Source organism: Paenibacillus marchantiophytorum (assembly GCF_014640555.1).
Lineage (GTDB): Bacteria > Bacillota > Bacilli > Paenibacillales > NBRC-103111 > Paenibacillus_E > Paenibacillus_E marchantiophytorum.
Genome location: NZ_BMHE01000004.1, coordinates 307,785 through 326,902, shown reverse-complemented (window position 1 = coordinate 326,902; position 19,118 = coordinate 307,785). Strand labels below are relative to the sequence as shown.

Sequence of the window (19,118 nt, the reverse complement as noted above, 5' to 3'; positions counted from 1 at the left end):
TTATTCCTAAGAATCCGCAGTGTGATCTCCACTCTACAAAAACAAGCTCGCCCAATTTTCGACTCTCTTTTCCGTGCATTTCGGGGGCAATTTATTTTCAACTAACTGATACCTAAGTAGTTACTTGGGATAAGATTGAAATTCAGCGTTAAAGCGACGTCTGAGGCTAAAGCGGGAGCTGTAACGCTGAAAAACAGCGTTAACTGGTTAAACAGAGCCGCCTCACAATCAATTTGTCTTTCTAATGAACTGGATGATGCTTATAGATGAAAAAATGGCTACTCTGGCGATCTAATGAACTGGAAAGACGTAATGGAGCAGCTTATAGGCGGAATTGCGAGTGTTTTCATAAAATAACGCATTAATTCATTAGATTTTCCGTATGAACGATTTTGATCAAATAGCGGTTATTGAGTTCGTAAGGTGCTTGATCTATTTTCGTAATTTTATCTGATAGTAAAGATGACGAAAACCTGATCTCAAGAATAACTTGATCTCAGGTTTTCGCCTTGGAGATATACCTTTTAAATGAAGGATATGCTTAATTCTAGTTATTTTTTAGAAATATCGTTGAAATACACCACTTCTTCAGTTGATATCGTTTTTACTAGTTGTGGCGAGGCCCAATATTGAGCATTATATTTAATAACGTCACCCGATGCCAGTACTTCAACAATGTGGCTGGATCCCCATATTTGCTCAGTTTGCTGGTCTAATCCGAGTGCTAGAGATCAAACTCATTACGATTAACAAAAGATGAAACCCCATCGCCACAATCAATCCAGATTGCATCGTCATCCCGGCAGCTTGACAAATAACGAGGATGGAACCTCCTATCCCAATAACCACGCCCGGTGTAAAAGAATCCGCAAATTGCAGATTTGCCGAAGTTTTGCCAACTCCTTCTTCCCCTGTTTGGGAAAATGCCACAACGCCGCTAATAGGGTGCGCCAATCCAATTCCGATTCCCGCTATGATTTGTCCAATAACCGCAACAGTAACTGTTACAACGGGTACCCAAAATACGAAGGCAATCCCAATTGCAAGCAGCAGCACGCCTAGGGTAATTCTTGTATGACGTCCACGACCCTGGTCTGCCGAATCCCAAAGTCCTTGCAGATAAGCAATGAGGCACCAACTCAGTGCAGCGCTCGCTACAATTAACCCAGCCTGAGAAGGAGTAATACCTTTCACATTTATTAAAGCTAATACTAAGAAATTCTGTGTACTTGCATAGGCAGCGAAGAATAGCCCACGTGTTGCTAGAATGGCTGGCATGCCTCTTCTCAAAGAAAGAGTTCCCTTGGGCAGCAGTTTGCGCAGCGGATATACCATTAGTACTAAGCCGATAATGACTAAAATAAGCCCAGTAATTACCGGCAGCATGCTAAGACCAACTAAGAAAATCCCCGTACCTATCGTTAATAGTAACGCCATCCATGTAGCTGCAGCTCCGTTGTCCCCTTGTGTGCCTTGTGTTTTTAATTTCCTGAAAGCAGGTAAGCTAAGCAGAGCTGAAAGAACCAGTATCGGTAATATTCCCCAGAAAACAAATCTCCAGGACCACTGGTCTGCGATAAGACCTGCGACGTATGGACCAATCATAGACGGTAGAACATAGGCTGTTCCGAATGCCCCAAGTATTTTGGCGCGTAATTCATCGGGGTAACTCAAGGATATTGCCGTGTACACACAAGTCATCATAGCACCTGCACCTAGGCCCTGCATGGCTCGCGCCAAAATCATGATGTACATATCGCTTGCTGTCGCGGCAACGATCAGTCCGACGATAAACAAAAGAAGCGCGAAAGTGAACGGTGCTGCTGGCCCTTTTCTATCAATGATACGACCGACGACCAAGGTGCCAATAATTTGCGCAAGCAGATAGGTACTGAATATCCAGCCAAATAGGTCAATGCCATTCAAGTCGCCAGCAATGGAAGGGGCGATCGTAGTTACCGATAAGCCTTCAAATCCAACTGCCATCACGGACAGTATAATTCCTATGGACAGTGCAAAATAACGCGGGCTGAAAATGCTTTGATGATTAGACATGAGAGATAACCTCCAAAAATAATTGTTTTGTGTACAAGGCAGCCGAATACTTAGTAAACATTTTTGTTTATAAAGCCAAAGGTACAGTTTGGTTTTGACTTTGTCAACATTTATATTTAAAATGTAGGGAGTGTTGTAGATCCATTTGCTTAATAAGGAGGGGCCGCCATGAGCCGGAATCAAACGAATAAGGATTCCTCAACTAGAACTCGAAGAGGGATCATCGATCTGCTAAAGCAGCAGGGGGGGATGGATGTTATGGCACTATCCTCCGAATTTATGCTATCTGGAATGGCTATTCGTCAGCATTTAAATGCCTTGAAAGAAGAAGGATTTGTTACGCATGAAGAAGAAGTCCGCCCCATGGGTAGGCCTACAAAGCTATGGAGATTAACGCCCGAAGCTAATCGATTCTTTCCAAGCGGCTATTCGGAGTTGTCAGTTAGTCTGATCAATTCGATGAAAGAGGCTTTTGGGAATGAGGGGTTAGACAAGCTGTTGGCTGTCCGGGATAAGAATATGCAAGAGCAATATCTTCAGCACCTTGGGAACGCATCGGGCGTAAAAGAGAAACTGGAGGAACTAGCCAATATTCGAACAAATGAAGGCTATATGGCCGAGATTAAGGATCAAGGCGATGGGAGTTTTTTATTTATTGAGAAGCATTGTCCGATTTGTGAGGCTGCTGCCGTTTGTACCGGGCTATGTAAGAATGAGTTGAATTTATTTCAATCCATCCTCGGAAGTAATGTTCTTATCGAACGTGTAGAGCATATTTTGGCGGGTGGGAGAAATTGTGTATATAGGGTTAAGGAATATGAGTAAACGTGGGGAGAAATGTGGGCTTTTTGATTTATGTGCAAAGGGGTTCGATGCTTGCCTATTCGTCACGCAAAGGACCGTCAGGATTATCCTGACGGTTTGCTGACAGCTAGAATGTTAGTGCGCTTGAATTATCTTTTTTAATTCCTCGATTGAAATTCCGGTAAACTCAGAGACGGATTCCATATCCATTCCTTTGGAAAGCATTTTGGCGGCTACTTCAAGCTTGCCTTCAATCTTGCCTTTCAATTCGCCTTCTTCTCTTGCACCTTCCCGCAAAGAAGCTTCATCATGCAATGCTTTTTGTCTCATTTCATAAAGCCGACGAGCTTCAGCATCCTGACTAAGGAATTCCAACACAGCCATTGCTTTACCAAGTTCAGGGTCCTGCATTTTCAAAACCTCCCAATTTTCTGTATTGTCACTTTTGAGAAAAAGCAACCAATTTACTAAACCGCCTGAAGGAGTTGTTTGATGATGGTTGAGCTTAGAGAGTTCAAGAAAATGAATTTCCAAATCATCCGTTAATGGGAGCCCACTAATATCCTCCCTTAAATGGAAGATGTTATGATACTGTTCATTCGGTAGGATAGAGAAGTTAAGAATATTGATAGTAACACACTTTTTTAGCTTTTTATAGGATTGTCCTTCTTCAAGCTGGCTCGCGTACTGTTTACTCCAATAATACAATGTGCGTTTTTCATTGTCATAGCGGTTAAATAATTGCATTTCGATATTAATCAGTTTGCCTTCCGCTGTTTTCGCTTGAATGTCGAAGATGGATTGTTTATCTTGAGGCGAGTCTTTATCTGTGTAGGGATTCATAAGTATGATTTCTGTAAGAGGAGGCTCTCCGGCATCTTGAAAGGTTCTGTTAAGAAAAGCCAAAAGGAGATCCTTGTTGTCTTCGCTGCCGAATATGCGTTTAAAGACAAAATCGATCTTTGGGTCTAGCAAATCTCTCATGAAGATCAGCTCCTATTCAGTTTAATTATATCATGAAGATTCTATAAAGCTTCATTTTTTGTCAGATCTGCTAATTTACTTGTGTTCGCATAAAGCGATTTGGCGAGCAACCACTTTTTAAACAAAAAGAAAGCTTTATATTAGAAGGTGAATACATACTTCACAAGCGAGGAGGGAGCGACTCCACGGATGCAATCCCATGGTTCTGTCGCGCAAATGCGATGCATGTACAAACCTATATCCCGAAGGCTCCATTGTCAGGTTTTGTGGATTATTTCTGGTATTTCGAAGGATATGGTCCGCCTCATTCGAAGGAGCTCGCGCTGCCTGATGGTTCGATTGAACTTCCGACCGCTGATTCGACACCCGGCTGTTAGCTTCACGCTTAATGAGTTTCAGAGTTTGCCGCATAGAAGCCCTCTCTCCGATGTGATCGGACAAATCGGTTTAAGCCATAGGGGATTTATCCAGATTTTCAAAGAAGAAGTGGGAATGACGCCGAAGCTCTTCTGTCGCCTTCGCCGCTTTCGGGAGGTGTTGAACCGGATAGACCGCACCAATGATTAATGCAACGCCATTCCTCTGGATCAAGAATGCTGCTGAGGCGATTGAATTCTATAAGAAGGCTTTCGGTGCGGTTGAGCAATATCGTTTGACAGAGCCGGGAGGCAAAGTGGCTCATGCGGAAATTACAATTGGCGGAGCCAAGATATCTCTAGCAGGTGAATATCCGGATTACGGTATTCTGGGGCCGGAAACGCTCGGGAGTACGACGGTCGGTATCCAACTTCAAGTCGAAGATGCGGATAAGCTGTTCCAACAGGCGATTGCGGCAGGAGCCATAGTTGTTAATCCGATGATGGATCAATTCTACGGTGATCGAGCTGGAAGTGTAAAGGATCCGTTCGGACATTATTGGATGATTTATACGACTATTGAAAACGTGAGCCCGGAAGAAATGCAGAAGCGATTCCTCGCTATGTTTGAAACTTAAGTGTGGGATAAATCTTACGAACTCCTACACCGGAAGAATGAAAGCGCAGTTGACGGTGAAAGACCGCGATTCGTATAATTTAGCTATGACTATTCCCATTATATCTACTAAATTATACATCCCTCCTTCACGGCCGAATGTGGTTGTCCGGCCTCGTTTAATCGAGCGGATGAGCGAAGGGCTGCACCGTAAACTTACTGTCATTTCTGCCTCGGCAGGATTTGGCAAAACAACACTTCTCAGCGAATGGCTCGCTGTTTGTGATCGACCTGTTGCATGGCTATCCATGGATGAGGGGGAGAACGATCCCGCCTGTTTTCTGACCTACCTATTTGCTTCGTTGCAGTCGATTGCAACAAGTAGGGGAGACGGCGTGTTCGGCTTCCTGCAATCTCCTCAACTTCCACCAATGGAGTCGATGATAACAACGCTGATTAATGAAGTCTCCTTTATTCAAAATCATTTTGTTCTCGTGCTAGATGATTATCATGTGATCAAAGCGGGACCGATTGATCAGGCGATCGCCCTATTAATAGAGCGCATGCCGCCACAGATGCATCTGGTTATCGCTACCCGTGAAGATCCGCGTCTGCCGCTGGCACGTTTACGTGTCCGGGATCAATTGACGGAAGTCCGCGCCATAGATTTGCGTTTTACCGCTTCGGAAGCAGGCGAATTTATGGATCAGGTGATGGGATTACAACTCTCTAAGAAAGACATCACCTTGCTTGAATCTCGAACAGAAGGCTGGGTTGCCGGTTTGCAATTAGCTGCTCTTTCCATAAAGGGACAATCAGATGCTTCCAGCTTCATCCAGTCTTTTGGCGGCAGCCACCATTTCATTGTCGACTACTTGGTAGAAGAAGTGCTGCAGCAGCAATCTGCGAGCGTTCTGACTTTCTTGTTAAGCACATCCATCCTCGACCGATTGTGTGGTCCTCTATGCGACGCGGTTCTTGGTAGTCGTCTTGGAGGATACCCCGCTTCCTCATCATCCGGGCAAGAGATCTTAGAATATCTCGAACAAGCCAACTTGTTCATCGTTCCATTGGACAGCGCAAGGAGTTGGTATCGCTATCACCATCTTTTTGGCGATTTGCTGCGAACGCGGCTGCAACAGAGTATAGGTGCATCCGATGCGGCAGAACTGCATATTCGTGCCAGTGAATGGTACGAGGATAATGGTCAAGAGATCGAAGCTTTTCACCATGCTGTCACTGCCCATGATATTGAACGCGCTGCTCGTCTGGTCGAGGGGAAAGGGGTGCCTTTGCTTTTTCGGGGAGCCGTGGCGCCAGTACGGAATTGGCTGGATTCGCTGTCAAAAGAGGAGCTGGATGCAAGACCTTCGCTGTGGGCGATCTATGCCTCATCTTTGCTGTTGGGGGGCCAAACGACAGGTGTAGAGCAGAAACTTCAGTCCGCTGAAAGAGCTCTGCAAGGAGCAGAACAAGGAGCTGAACAAGACGCTAAAAATCTGGATACGATCGGACATATTGCGGCTATACGGGCTACGCTGGCTGTCAGCAAGCACGAGGCAGCGACGATCATTGCCGAGTCGAATCGAGCCCTTGCTTACCTGCACCCCGACAACTTGCCTGTCCGCACGGCCACTATCTGGTCGCTTGGATACGCTTACCATCTTCAGGGCGACCGCGCTGCAGCCAGTAAGGCTTATACGGAAGCACTTTCCAACAGCCAAATGATCGGACATGTCACAATCACCATCTTGGCTTCTCTCGGCTTAGGAAACATACAAGTTCAAGAAAACCAGCTACCTTTGGCCGCAGAGACATTTCAGCAGGTACTGCAATTGGCTGGCGATCCTCCTTTGGCAATTGCCTGTGAAGCGCATCTAGGCTTAGCGCGAATCTTCTATGAATGGGACGATCTGGAGGCAGCTGAGCGGCATGGACAACAGAACGTTCTTATGGCGCGGCAGTTTGCGGACACAGATAGAGTTATTGCAGGTGAAGTGTTTCTTGCGAGGCTCATGCTTACACAGGGAAAGGTGAGTGGAGCCGCTGCTCTATTAACTAAAGCAGACCATCTTGCTCGTCAACACAATTATGGGAATCAGATGCCGATTATCGCTGACTTACAAGTGCTTGTGCATCTTCAACAAGGCAATCTGGCGGCAGCTGCGCATTTGGCAGAGAAGAACGGACTGACTATCAGCCAGGCGAGGGTCCATTTAGCAAAGGGGAACACGACCCTGGCATTAAGGCTGCTCGAGTCCAAACAATCGGAGCTGAAAGATGAAAAGCTCAAGAGCACCGTTCTAATGGCGGTTGCGCTGCATTGGCTAGGTGATAAAGGGAAAGCTGCGCCAATTCTGCTAGACGCGCTGGCAATGGCTGAGCCCGGCGGCTTCATCCGCACCTTTGTCGACGAAGGTACACCGATGAATAGGCTGCTGTGCGAAGTGGCGGATCAAGGAATCAGGTCGGATTATATAGACAAGCTGCTGGCTGTATTCGAAGCTGAAGTTGAGGTGAGAGTGGTTCCCTCTGGAAGTTCGCTTATTGAGCCGCTGAGCGGGCGTGAGCTGGAAGTTCTGAAGCTAATTGCCCAAGGACTTTCAAATGGCCAAATTAGCGAGCGTCTGTTTCTTTCACTTAGTACGGTCAAAGGGCATAACCAACATATTTTTGACAAACTGCAAGTCAAACGGCGTACCGAAGCTGTCGCACAGGCTCGTAAGTTAGGTTTGCTGTAGACTTCATGCGCAGAACAGTACTTTAGTATCTGTATGCCGTACCGTTTTGCCGCTACACTCCTTGTAAATGGACGTTTAGGGGGAAGCACATGAGAGCGATTGTCTGCACAAAATACGGATCACCGGATGTCCTGAAACTCCAAGAGGTAGATAAGCCTACGCCTAAGGACAATGAAGTGTTGATAAAAGTCTATGCGACGACTGTTACATCAGGGGATTGCAGAATCCGCAGTTTTAGAAGCCCATTCTTGTTCTGGATTCCAATGAGGATCATGATAGGTTTGAGAAAACCGAGAAAACCGATTCTGGGTTTGGAATTAGCGGGCGAGATTGAAGCAATAGGCAAAGATGTGACCGGATTCCAAATAGGTGACCAGGTTTATGCTTTAAATGGGATGCGTTTTGGTGCTCATGCTGAGTACGCCTGTCTGCCTGCAAACGGGGAAGTGACGCTCAAACCAACGAACATGACGTATGAGGAAGCTGCTGCTATTCCTTTTGGCGGAACTTCAGCCTTGCATTTTCTTCGAAAAGCAGGTATCCAGAGCCGTAAGAAAGTTCTTATCTATGGGGCCTCCGGAGCAGTTGGAACAGCAGCTGTTCAGCTTGCCAAGCATTATGGTGCAGAAGTTACCGGTGTATGCAGCACGGCCAATGTTGCATTGGTGAGGTCTTTGGGAGCAGATCAAGTAGTGGATTACACGCAGGAAGATTTCGCACAAAGTGGGCAGCATTACGATATCATCTTAGATGCTGTTGGGAAAATCTCCAAAGCGAATTGCAAGACCGCGTTGACACCGAATGGGGTCTACGTGTCTGTTGAGGGATCTGGGGTAGCCAAGGTAAGCAAAGAAGATTTGATATTCCTCAAAGAGCTCGCAGAATCAGGGAAGATACAACCCGTCATCGACCGCCGCTATTCGCTAGAGCAAGTTCCTGAAGCCCATAGTTACGTGGAAAAAGGACGCAAAAAAGGAAATGTAGTCATACAGGTAAGAAATGAATGAATTAGAGAGCCTACATTATTATAATTGACGTATGTCAATGCTAATTTTAAAAACCAAACTTTATATACCTCCTCTTAGGTCTAAATTTGTCGCACGCCCACGGTTAATTAACCGGTTGAATGAGGGTTTGCACTGTAAACTGCTGAGGCAGCTGGGCAGCCAGAAAGTCCGGTTTATGGCTACAGGTTTGCGGCCTTCAAGCCAAAAAATCAAAGATCTTAACTTCCTCAGAGAGCTTGCCGAAGCGAATCAAATTAAGCCAGCCATAGATAGACGTTATCCGCTAGAACAGATGGCCGAGGCTCATAGATACGTCGAAAAAGGACATAACAAAGGCAATGTCGTCATCACATTATAAAAAGAAAAATAAACAGTCTGCATAGCTAGAAAGATAGCTGTGTAGGCTGTTTTTAAGTTCTTTCGCTATCCTTTCGGCACAATTCGACGCACAATTAAGTGGAAAGACATATTGAAGATGAGTAGGAGGCATGAAATAATGAATGTAATTAATTGGTAACCAAGGGGGCTTTCTATGTGAATTCACCATCGCTTGATAGGCAGCTTAATCGTACTAGCACTTAGTGTAGGAATTGTTGCCCTGCCTGCTTCTGCGGAAATAAAAGTAGATCCGTTGCTGCAGACAAATGAACGGAACGCTTACGGCCTCCGTCACACCAAGCTATGCCTCCAATTTGAAAGTAGCCTGGAAAAGCAGCAATCCCAACATCCCTTCTGTAGACGCCAAAGGGAATATTAAGGCGCTTATTCCCGGTTCAGTAACCATTACCGCAAGCGCTGATGCCGGGATTACGGATCAGAGTAAAATAACTGTCACGGAAGGAACTGCGGTGAAGCCTGATCCCACGGATACGGGGGTCACAGCAAGCCCTTTTACGGATACGAAGGGACACTGGGCAAGCGCTGAGATTGCCAACGCTTATGAGCTTAAAGTGGCTAGCGGCTATCCTGACTTTACATTCAGACCGGATGCAAGCATCACGCGATCCGAATTTACCGTTATGCTTATGAACGGCTTGAAACCTGTTCAGGAGGGTGACCCGCTTACGTTCGGCGATACGAACACGATCGAGGACTGGGCGGCAAAGGCAGTGAAACAAGCTGTCAAACTAGGAATCATCAGCGGCTATCCAGATGGGACCTTTCATCCGACTTCCAACATTACCCATGCCGAAATGATCTCCATGGTCGTGAAGGCATTGGGTAATGCGCTTACCGCAGGACTTTCCACGAATTATGCGGACGATGCCGACATTCCGGATTGGGCCAAACCGGCGGCCGTCATCTCGGGCAAAAATAAGCTCCTTGGCGGCACGCAAGGCAATCATTTTGCCCCATCTGCCTTAACGACCAGGGCGGAAGCTGTGGCAGCCATTGTGCGAATGCTGGGGTTGAAACCATAGGGGGCTGGTTTTACCTCAAGGTACAAATTGACTTGATAACCTAGCCGCCGGCTGGGTTATTTTATATGCTTTTAGAGAAAAGCGGAGGCTTATCAAAGGGAATGGATGACTGATATCGTCATAATATGGTAGTATTAGGAAATTGAAAGGAGAGTTTACTGTGTTACTTAAATTTTTGGCTTTTGGTTTGTTATGGCGTCTTGTAGGCAATCCGTTTATTGCCCTTCTAATCTTATTAATCATACTCTATGTGTTAGATAGAAGATTTGTCGGATTAACGCCAAATATTTTTAAGCCGTTCCAGTTGAACCGCCGGGCTGCACGGCTGCGCAGTGATTTGCATGCGAACAAGCATAATACCTCAGCGAAGCTGGAGTTGGCACGCATCTTACTTGAACGCAAAAAGTATCGTGAAGCACTTCCCTACTTGGAACAAACTTTAGAGATTATGGAAGATTCAGCGGATGTCCACTATGAAGTAGGTCTATGTTATTTAAAACTAGGGGATCTGGCCAAAGGCGAGAGCTTCATGCTCAAAGCTATAGAATTGAATCCGCGCGTCAAATTCGGCGAAGCCTACCTCCGATTAGGCGAGGCATTGGCTCCTGCGGACCCGAGCCGTGCGGCTGCCTTCATTGAGCAGTTCCGTGATCTGCATTCCTCCTCGGTGGAAGCTTATTACCGGCTCGGTCAGCTGTATACGCAGCTCGGTCGTACAGAAGACGCCAAGCGCGCGTATCGCGAGGCGCTCGATATTTACCGCGGCTTGCCGCGTTACAGCCGCAGACAGCAGCGGCGTTGGGCGCTGTTAGCGCGGTTTAAATAGGAAGAACCTGAGGTTCAGCGCCTCAGGTTCTTCTTATTAACTATGCGCGTATAAAGCAGCACGATCAGCCAGGAGCCGATCAGCCCGATGAATATGGAGCCGATTGTGTGCCAATCATACAGCCCAATCGACGATTTCTGATCGGGTCTGGTTTGATCCCAGAGTGTCAGCAAGGCTGGATGGAAGAGGTAGATTCCGAAAGAAGCCGTGCCGATGGAGGTGGCGAAACGACTTAGGCTGGTTTCTTTCACAAGCAATTGGCGCGCCCCCAGATCAACGCATAGCGGCATAGCCAAACAATAGGCAAGCAGCGCCAATTCAAACCAGGTATTTTCAAGAGAAATAAGGCTATATTGATGAAGAAGCAGCAGTACGGTATAAGTGGTCCCAGTCAGCACCGCGAAGGTCCAAATCCATCTTCGGTACTGATTGGCCCAGTTGATGATGGCTGAATAATGAATCCCCATAAAAGCGCCGAACGCGAATAATGCCGTATAACTGATAAACAAAGAGGCATATTCAGGGATTGGCGTAATCCAATGGTGAAAGCTATAGCCTGCCGCTTGCAGGCCAATTCCTAGAGGGATTAAAAGTCGACGAATGCGATTTGAGCGTTTTACGAGCGTCATCATCCATGGGAATAGGAGATAGAACTGAACAATGATGACCATATAATAGAGATGATAGCTGGCATTTCCAGATAGCAATAGTTTAACGACATAAATCACATCGAAATGAATCGTTCCGTGAAACATAAACTGGTTATACAAATAGTAAAAAATAGACCAAAGCACGTAGGGAATCAGAATCTTACGCAGTCGTTTCGTCCAGAAAGTACGAGACATGCCCGGCTCCCATCGGTCGTAGTAGGTGTAGAAAAGGACAACACCGCTGATCCAGATGAACAAAGGAACCGTGAATAAACTGGCCTGGTTGAGTGTGAAGAAGACAGCTTGAGAAACGGTGCCTAGAGGCAATAAAGTCGCCCCAGAGGTTCCGTGTATGAGCAGGACAGCTAGGATTGCAATTGCGCGTACGATGTCGATTTCTGGAAGTTTGGGTCTAGATAACATTGGGGAAGTCTCCTTTTTTCACTTTTTTCACTGTATCATGAAAGAATTAACAGGACAACAACATCCTTAGCAGGTGAGTCAGGCTGCTTGCTTGACGCTTCCTAGCTGCCCGCGATACACTGAGAGAAGATTGAAACAAGAAGTCAAGAGGGTGAAGAACATGAGCTATGAATATGTCATGCAGGCGATATTGTTAGTGTTTTTAGTTATTATTACTTTTTTTGCAATGGTAATTTGGACGAAATGGCGTAAAAGAGGACGGAGATAGCCGTATGTACTTTATTAATCATGAACAAATTGATCAAAGAATTCAGTTTCTGTCTTCTTTAGCAGAAGCTAGCAACCAGTTGAAACAGCAGTGGGAGCGCGACACGAATGATCTTGTTTGGCAGCTTGCCCAAGAGCGTGTGCTTCATTTGGCTATCGAAACGGTGACGGATATTGGAAGTTTACTAATTGACGCTTTTATATTGCGAGATGCGAGCAGTTATGAGGATATTCTCGAAATTGTCCATGGTGAAGGGGCTTACTCGGAACCATTGAAAGAAACGCTGCTGCAGCTTGTGAAGCTGAGGAAGCCGCTCGTTCAAGATTATGCAGAATGGAATCGTCAGGATTTAAATCCGCTAATCCCTCTATTGCCAGCGGTTTTTGAGGAATTTGCTTCCAGTGTTAGCGCATTTATCAAGCACGAATTGGAATAACATACATAGTTGTTTCTTAATTTACTTATTGGTTATGTTGCTGTAAAATGATTCTAACGATAGTCTGAGGGTAGGTGAGCCAATGAATCAAGCACTTGAAACATCCACACGTAAAGTGATTCTTTCTATGCTCAAGACTCAAGGGCCTCTAAGTGTTCATGACATGTCCAAACAGCTGGGGATAACAGAAATGGCCGTCAGACGTCATATTCATTCCTTGGAGAAAGACGATTTGCTCGAAACAAAGCTTGTCCGGCAGGCGATGGGCAGACCGACGAATGTTTACACATTAGCCCCGCTAGCTGACGAATTATTTCCCAAGAAATATATGCAGCTAACGATAGATTTACTGGATGAATTGCTCGAAGGCGAAGGTCATGAGAAAATAGATCGGCTTTTTGAAGGCAGACAAGAGAAGCTTCAATCTCGCTATGAGGCACGAATGCAAGAGAAGAGCTTAGAACAACGGGTTGCTGAGCTTGCACTCATTCAGAATGAGAATGGTTATATGGTGGATTGGTCACAGGTAGACGAAGGCGAGTTTGTGTTCAGCGAGCATAACTGTCCGATTACACAAGTGGCGAATGTATTTCAACAAGCTTGCCGATGCGAGCTAGCGCTTTTTCAGCATTTGCTTGACGCCAATGTGGAACGAACGGAATGCTTGGCCAAGGGCGGCAATAAATGTTTATATATCATAACGCAAAATAAATAGTCATCCATGGAGTGTAATGCTCAAGTGGATGATTTTTTTATTGGCGAACACCGATAGCGCATCTGCGATTACCCGGAGCTGCTTATTTGTGTTCTTATTTTTACCCAATTATTTTGCGTAAGACTATTCAAAAATTTTGTCGAATTGTCGATAAATATTTAAAAGCAGCAGATAGAGAGTGGGGAGATTAATTATGATGTGGTTGCGTAACCGGAAATTGTCTTTTAAATTAGGAGTCGCGATTGGTTTGGTGCTTCTCTTAGCTTTTGGAAGCTTGATTGGTGTGAATCTCAAACAAATCTACAGCACCAGCTTGAGTCAGGGAGAATCGGAGGCGAAAGAGGCTTCGTCAGCCGTATCCAATAACTTTCAGAAACAGGTGAATGAGACCGTTGCGTCCTTGTCGACGCTTCGCAGTGTGGTTCTAGAAGCAAGTACTTCCAAGTCATTGACACGCGAGGAAGTAGTCCGGATTTTTAATGCGGAATTGGTTGAGCATAAAAAGATGTTAGCCTTTTATACGCTGTGGGAGCCTAATGCATTCGATAAGAAAGATGCAGCAAATATCAAAAAACTGCCCTATGACGACAGCACAGGCCGCTTCATTCCCTATGTGGTAAGAGTTGATGACAAAATTGATGTCCAGCCCTTATTGGATTATGAAAAAGAAGGCGCAGGAGATTACTATCAGATCGCCAAAAAGACGAAAAAAAATACGTGGATTGAGCCGTATCTATATCCCATCAGCGGGAAAGATGTCTTAATTACCTCATTGATTATGCCGATTATGGACAAGCAGGGCAATTTCCTTGGCATCGTAGGGGCGGATATGGCGCTTAGCGATTTGCAAAAGCAAATTGAACAACTAAAACCACTCGGCGGCTACGCATCGATGGTCTCGGCAGCTGGAAGCTATGTTGCGAATGGAACTTCACCCGAGAAAGTGAGCAAATCTTATAGCGAGAATCCGGAAGCAGCAGCCATTTGGGAAGGTGTTCAAAAAGGGGAACGTTCCTCTTATATGAAGGGAAGCAACGGAGAGGATCTTCACTTATTTACGCCTATACAACTTGACGGCTCAGATCACGCTTGGTATATGGAATCTGTTATTTCCAAGCAAACGATTTTGCAAGCTTTTAACGAAGGACTGACCCTTTCTCTGATCATTGCGATTTCGGCTTTAATTATTCTGGCTGTCATTATGTTCCTTATTGTTCGGATGTTTGTTCTGAGTCCAATACAAGCAGTAAGCCGACTTTCCGTGAAGCTAGCGGAAGGCGAATTTACCGAGAAGCTGACGGTCAAAGGCAGAGATGAGTTCGGACTGATGTCGGAACAGTTTAATACAATGGTAGACAAGCTGCGTATGATGATTCACACAGTGACTGAGCATGCCATGTCGGTTGGCGCAACGTCGGAAGAACTGAATGCCAGTGCCGAACAAACAAGTAGGGCCGCCGAAACAATCGCGATTTCTATTCAGGAGATGGCTAGCGGCTCCGAGACGCAACTAATCGATGCGCAGGAAACGGCACGAGCAATGATGGAAATGGCAATCGGTGTTCAGAAAATTGCTGAATCTACCGCGATCGTGACGGACTCCACAGAGGATGTAAGAGTCAAAACAACGGCAGGGAATGACAACATCCAAATGGCGGTTCGCCAAATGGGCTTTTTGAAAGAGAAAGTCGAAGAAACTTCTATCGTAATTCGCCGCCTAGGTGAGCGTTCGGAAGCGATCGGGAGTATCATTGGTGTTATCTCCGGGATCAGCAAGCAAACGAACTTATTAGCGCTTAATGCAGCTATTGAAGCATCAAGAGCGGGCGAGCATGGCAAAGGCTTCGCCGTGGTAGCCGCGGAAGTTCGCAAGCTTGCCGAGCAGTCTAACGCAGCTTCTCATCAAATCGCAGAATTAATTAGTGAAATCAGTGAAGATACGAAGTTAGCCGTGAAAAGCATGGATCAAGGGACAACGGAAGTAACCAAGGGTGTTCAAGTCGTAACCGAAAGCGGCGCGATTTTCGCCTCTATTACAGTGGACATGACACAGGTTCATCAACAAATTCAAGAAGTTTCAGCGGCGTCAGAGCAAATGTCAGCAAGCACGGAGCAGGTTTTGGCGACAGTGGAACAACTGGCAAGCATTGCAAGAAGTTCAACGCACAATGCGCAAAATGTAGCTGCAGCTTCCGAAGAACAGTTAGCCACAATGGAAGAAATCAGTGCTTCATCGGAGGCCTTGGGCCATCTTGTACAGGAACTGGTAGATTTACTTGCCCGATTTAAAGTGTAATGGATGAAAGGCTGTCTCACAAGGTTATCTTGTGAGCGGCCTTTTTTGCATGATGAGCATTGGTAGTAATGATCAAGGCAAGGAATAACCCCAGCTGCTTCGCACAGAGATAAGGGAACTTCAAGCTGCTATATTCTAGCGAAAAGCGTTACTTACGCAGGTTGGAACTACAGTTCACTAATCTAGTCAATAGTCTCATACGGCATCTAATGAACTGTATGATTCTTATAGGCGAGAAAAAGGCTGCTTTGAGGATTTAGTGAACTGGATTGGCGCTATCGAGCAAATTTGAGGCGTAAAGGTGAACGTTTGCTTGATATAGCGGTTCTGGCATTCATTAGATTTTCAGAATGAGTGATTTTGGCCGTATAACGGTTATTGAGTTCGTAAAGGGGCTTGGGCTTGCCTCAAGGTGCATTGATTTGGCGACCTAGCCGCAGGCTAGGTCACTATCACAGCCCCAGGCCTAATTCCCGGCCTCGACCTCCATAGGGTTGCAAGATCTTTTATCCACGCTGTCAGCACCTGAAAATTTTTTGGTTTTTTTTGTGTCAAAACAAGCAGCAGCTACTTATACTGTACTAATTCATAGGCATTCGTCTAGAAGCCAAGACGCAGCACGCATGTTTTACAGCTCTCAGGAGGTGCCCGATATGACATGGATCGAAATCAGTATTGTGGGTTCAGCAGTTGCTTTTGTTCTGCTTATTGCCTTTGCTGTACGTTTGTTGATAGCTGCAACACATGCGATTCGTCAAGTGCATGATGCTATTATTCAAATAAAACAGCAGGCAGCGGCAACAGCTGAGCAAGCCGAGCAACTTTTTAAACAAACAGGGCAACTTACTGAAGAGGTGCACATGCAGGTGCTGGCACTAGAGCCAACAATCCAATCCATCGGGAAGGCAGGAGCCTCTATAGGGGATGTCGCTTCTGTCCTTCGCAAAGCCTCACAAGTGATGAATGAATCGATTCATGGTGCGGAAAGGGTCGTAAATACCCACCACAAACGTATTCAAGATGCCATGGAGTGGGCAACGACGGGTTTCGAGCTGTGGCAAAGATGGCAGGCGCATCGGAATGCCAAATCAGACCATTAAGGAGTGGATGTCACATGTCCAATGAAAAAAAAGGAAAAGATCTCCTCATCGGAGCCGTGGTAGGCGGCTTACTAGGAGCAGCAACAGCGCTGTTATTTGCGCCAAAATCCGGTCGTGAACTTCGAAGCGACATCGCGGGGCAAGCACAAGTCGTAAGCGATAAGACTGTGCATATCGCCAGTACAGTAGGTCAAAAAACACAAGACGTTGCCAAGAGCGTTAGCTCTACAACAACAGAACTAGTAGGCAAAGCCAAAGATGCGGCTTCCAGTGTCGTAGGAACGGTTCGTTCATGGAAAGAAACGAAGCATACGGATTTCGTCGATGATATCGCAGCTTCCGAAGCCGCAGAAGATTTGGTTATCGTAGGAAATCGCTAAACAAAAGCCTCCACATCCGTTTAACACACGGATTGGAGGCTTTTTGCTATTTGCATATTTACCATTTCGAAGGGTCAATTTTGCTGATATCCAAACCTTCCCAAACATTTTTGATAGGAGCCGATTCCGGATGGTCATAAAGCAGCCACGCAGTCGGGAGGTAACGTTCTCCATATTCGCTGGAAGGTTTATTAATAATGTCATTGTTATGCACGAGAACGGTGGATGCGCCACCATCCAGATTAGCCGCAGTGACGGCGCCGTGGGCAAGGAAAATTTGCTGCACATCATACAAGGTTGCCCCGATGCTATGTTTCTGCCTGCCATCAATGATGGCGAATAGAATTGAGCCGTCTTTGGTTTGCGCCATACTCGTTCGCGGCGCGATGCCCCATCCATCGGCTTGACTTTTGATTTGTCCAACCCCGTTGACGATAAACCGCGGACTGAAGGAAACAGCTTCCTTGACGCCCATTTCAACAAGTTCGGATACTTTATATTTGCCTGCAATCATGCGGCCTTCTTTATCAATCCCGACGACCTGCACCGTTCCATTCATACCTTTGTCATTATAAAAGATTTTGCCGCCGGACATGACGATTCCTTCGGGCTGAAACCCGTTGCCTTCCCAATTGGGATCGATGAATCCACCGCCATTGACGCCGAGAATTGCGCCGGTTCGTTTGACCATGGAAGAGACTTTCTCACCTTTGCCGACTTTCTCAGGAACGGCAATCCGCAGTTTTTTGGGATCCGAAATCGTCACAAGCTGGCCTTTGAAATTAGTGCCTGAGATCGGTTCAATCTTGACCAATTCTTTCTTCTCAATAACTGGCGTTTTTACATTGGGACTGGGCTGGATTTGAACAATCCCTTTATCCTTTTCATTGCCCATTTCATCAAATTGTTTCCAGTAGGCTTCCACACGTTTCTGCAATTCCGTGGAGCCAATTAAATATTTGGCCCAATCCCTGTGTTGGGTTGTGATTAACGTGTCCGCCATCATTAATCGGACAGTGGAGCCGGAGGAAGTCAGGAAGAACCAACATAAGCCGATAACCGAAAAGCTGGATAACGTTAAAAATGTATATAAGATAATGCTTGCTCCTGCAGACCTTTTTCTTCGCTTACTCGTTAAGCGTGACTGCACGGAGGCGGTTTGTTGGACAGCCATGTCTAATTTACCAATCCTCTCTACCACAGAAATCAAATGTTAATTCCCTTGAATAGACGAAAAGAAAGGAGAAAAAGTTCCACGATTGCTTGAACTTATCTCCTTCTTTTACGAATTTTCTTTAGCTGGGGAATTTTAAAGAAGAGAAGCGCGATTCCGTTGCACTGGCATTTCGGTCATATTGATATTCCAAACCTTTGCCCGTATTGCGGGCGACGCTGCGAATGAGCAGATCGTGATATTTCTTCTGACGAATCGCCGCGATGACGACATATTTGCCTACGCCCAGTGGATCGAAGTAAAGCTTGCCTTCTCGTTCCACATATTTCTGCACATGATTCAAATTGACGAACAGGTCCGTATCCATTTTCTTAAATCCTTGCTCCTCCAACTGATCCAGGAAATGACTGAAATCGAGTAAGGAATTCACGCTTCGGCTCAATTGACCAAGGCGTGTATGGTAGATCATTTCTTTGGTGCTTACTTCGATAAATAAAGTATCCGCCATCTCAACCTGATCTTGTTCGCCAGATTCAGCTTTAGGTTCTTGTTCATTTTCAAGATATCCGGCTTTCGACATTAAGTCTGTGTAGGAAATGTTGTAGGCATCCGACAGCTTCTTCAACGTGATTGGTGATGGATTGATTTTCTCATTCGTCGAACGGTTGCGCTCTAATTCAAGGTCTCTGATATAGGCATGCGAAAGCCCGCTTTTGTGGGCTGCTTCTCGCAAGGACATTTTACCGCGCAAACTTTCCAAAAACTTTCCGAATCCTTCTAATTGTTTCATAATGAATCCCTCCATATGTATCATATTGTAATTGAGTTTGCGTGAAATGAAAATGATTAAGGCACGAAATGGTGCT

At 45.8% G+C, this 19,118-nt stretch carries 18 protein-coding genes; 13 read left to right on the top strand and 5 right to left on the bottom strand.

The features are described from left to right. Positions 1-699 precede the first annotated feature (699 nt). Positions 700-2,055: an MFS transporter gene (locus IEY34_RS06895; RefSeq protein ID WP_189009539.1), complete on the bottom strand. Its 1,356-nt coding sequence runs from the start codon at positions 2,053-2,055 to the stop codon at positions 700-702. 168 nt (positions 2,056-2,223) lie between these two features. Here IEY34_RS06895 and IEY34_RS06890 point away from each other — a divergent pair, with 168 nt between their 5' ends. Further along, positions 2,224-2,880 (top strand): helix-turn-helix transcriptional regulator, encoded by a 657-nt coding sequence (locus IEY34_RS06890; protein WP_189009536.1) that lies wholly within the window; start codon positions 2,224-2,226, stop codon positions 2,878-2,880. A 114-nt stretch (positions 2,881-2,994) separates the two neighbouring features. Here IEY34_RS06890 and IEY34_RS06885 read toward each other — a convergent pair whose 3' ends face one another. Beyond that, positions 2,995-3,843, bottom strand: a complete 849-nt coding sequence (locus tag IEY34_RS06885) for an Rpn family recombination-promoting nuclease/putative transposase (RefSeq protein ID WP_189009533.1) — start codon at positions 3,841-3,843, stop codon at positions 2,995-2,997. 330 nt (positions 3,844-4,173) lie between these two features. Here IEY34_RS06885 and IEY34_RS06880 point away from each other — a divergent pair, with 330 nt between their 5' ends. The 7 genes from IEY34_RS06880 to IEY34_RS06850 all read left to right on the top strand — a co-directional run bounded on the left by IEY34_RS06880 (position 4,174) and on the right by IEY34_RS06850 (position 10,810). Further along, entirely contained in the window at positions 4,174-4,410 is a 237-nt protein-coding gene (locus IEY34_RS06880) for a helix-turn-helix transcriptional regulator (RefSeq protein WP_189009530.1), read from the top strand. Then, positions 4,403-4,837: a VOC family protein gene (locus IEY34_RS06875; protein WP_189009527.1), complete on the top strand. Its 435-nt coding sequence runs from the start codon at positions 4,403-4,405 to the stop codon at positions 4,835-4,837. The genes IEY34_RS06880 and IEY34_RS06875 overlap by 8 nt, the downstream gene beginning before the upstream one ends. Positions 4,838-4,874: 37 nt before the next feature. Beyond that, complete coding sequence (locus tag IEY34_RS06870) at positions 4,875-7,556, top strand: winged helix-turn-helix domain-containing protein (RefSeq protein ID WP_505816401.1); 2,682 nt, start codon at positions 4,875-4,877, stop codon at positions 7,554-7,556. 89 nt (positions 7,557-7,645) lie between these two features. After that, positions 7,646-8,563, top strand: coding sequence for an NAD(P)-dependent alcohol dehydrogenase (locus IEY34_RS06865; RefSeq protein ID WP_189009524.1), 918 nt, complete (start codon positions 7,646-7,648; stop codon positions 8,561-8,563). Positions 8,564-8,594: 31 nt separating this feature from the next. Further along, on the top strand, positions 8,595-8,921 hold the full coding sequence (locus tag IEY34_RS37710; protein WP_189009521.1) for a zinc-binding dehydrogenase: 327 nt from the start codon (positions 8,595-8,597) through the stop codon (positions 8,919-8,921). A gap of 286 nt (positions 8,922-9,207) precedes the next feature. Continuing rightward, positions 9,208-9,984 carry an S-layer homology domain-containing protein gene (locus IEY34_RS06855; RefSeq protein ID WP_189009518.1) on the top strand — a complete coding sequence of 259 codons (777 nt, stop codon included), beginning with the start codon at positions 9,208-9,210 and terminating at the stop codon, positions 9,982-9,984. A gap of 160 nt (positions 9,985-10,144) precedes the next feature. After that, positions 10,145-10,810, top strand: a complete 666-nt coding sequence (locus IEY34_RS06850; RefSeq protein WP_189009515.1) for a tetratricopeptide repeat protein — start codon at positions 10,145-10,147, stop codon at positions 10,808-10,810. A 14-nt stretch (positions 10,811-10,824) separates the two neighbouring features. On the opposite strand, the gene IEY34_RS06845 is transcribed toward IEY34_RS06850, so the two are convergent. Then, on the bottom strand, positions 10,825-11,883 hold the full coding sequence (locus tag IEY34_RS06845) for an acyltransferase (protein ID WP_189009511.1): 1,059 nt from the start codon (positions 11,881-11,883) through the stop codon (positions 10,825-10,827). A gap of 272 nt (positions 11,884-12,155) precedes the next feature. Between IEY34_RS06845 and IEY34_RS06840 the strand changes: the two genes are divergently transcribed. From IEY34_RS06840 to IEY34_RS06820, 5 genes are all read left to right on the top strand, one after another. After that, entirely contained in the window at positions 12,156-12,587 is a 432-nt protein-coding gene (locus IEY34_RS06840) for a DUF86 domain-containing protein (RefSeq protein WP_189009508.1), read from the top strand. Positions 12,588-12,669: 82 nt separating this feature from the next. Beyond that, the gene (locus IEY34_RS06835; protein WP_189009505.1) at positions 12,670-13,302 is read left to right on the top strand and encodes a helix-turn-helix transcriptional regulator; all 633 of its coding nucleotides are present in this window, start codon (positions 12,670-12,672) and stop codon (positions 13,300-13,302) included. A gap of 193 nt (positions 13,303-13,495) precedes the next feature. Next, positions 13,496-15,598: a methyl-accepting chemotaxis protein gene (locus IEY34_RS06830; protein WP_189009502.1), complete on the top strand. Its 2,103-nt coding sequence runs from the start codon at positions 13,496-13,498 to the stop codon at positions 15,596-15,598. A gap of 653 nt (positions 15,599-16,251) precedes the next feature. After that, positions 16,252-16,698, top strand: coding sequence for a DUF948 domain-containing protein (locus tag IEY34_RS06825; RefSeq protein WP_189009499.1), 447 nt, complete (start codon positions 16,252-16,254; stop codon positions 16,696-16,698). Positions 16,699-16,712: 14 nt separating this feature from the next. Next, positions 16,713-17,078, top strand: a complete 366-nt coding sequence (locus tag IEY34_RS06820) for a YtxH domain-containing protein (RefSeq protein ID WP_189009496.1) — start codon at positions 16,713-16,715, stop codon at positions 17,076-17,078. A gap of 58 nt (positions 17,079-17,136) precedes the next feature. On the opposite strand, the gene IEY34_RS06815 is transcribed toward IEY34_RS06820, so the two are convergent. Then, positions 17,137-18,252, bottom strand: a complete 1,116-nt coding sequence (locus IEY34_RS06815) for a phosphodiester glycosidase family protein (protein ID WP_189009493.1) — start codon at positions 18,250-18,252, stop codon at positions 17,137-17,139. 121 nt (positions 18,253-18,373) lie between these two features. After that, positions 18,374-19,042, bottom strand: a complete 669-nt coding sequence (locus tag IEY34_RS06810; protein ID WP_189009490.1) for a helix-turn-helix domain-containing protein — start codon at positions 19,040-19,042, stop codon at positions 18,374-18,376. Positions 19,043-19,118 lie beyond the last annotated feature (76 nt).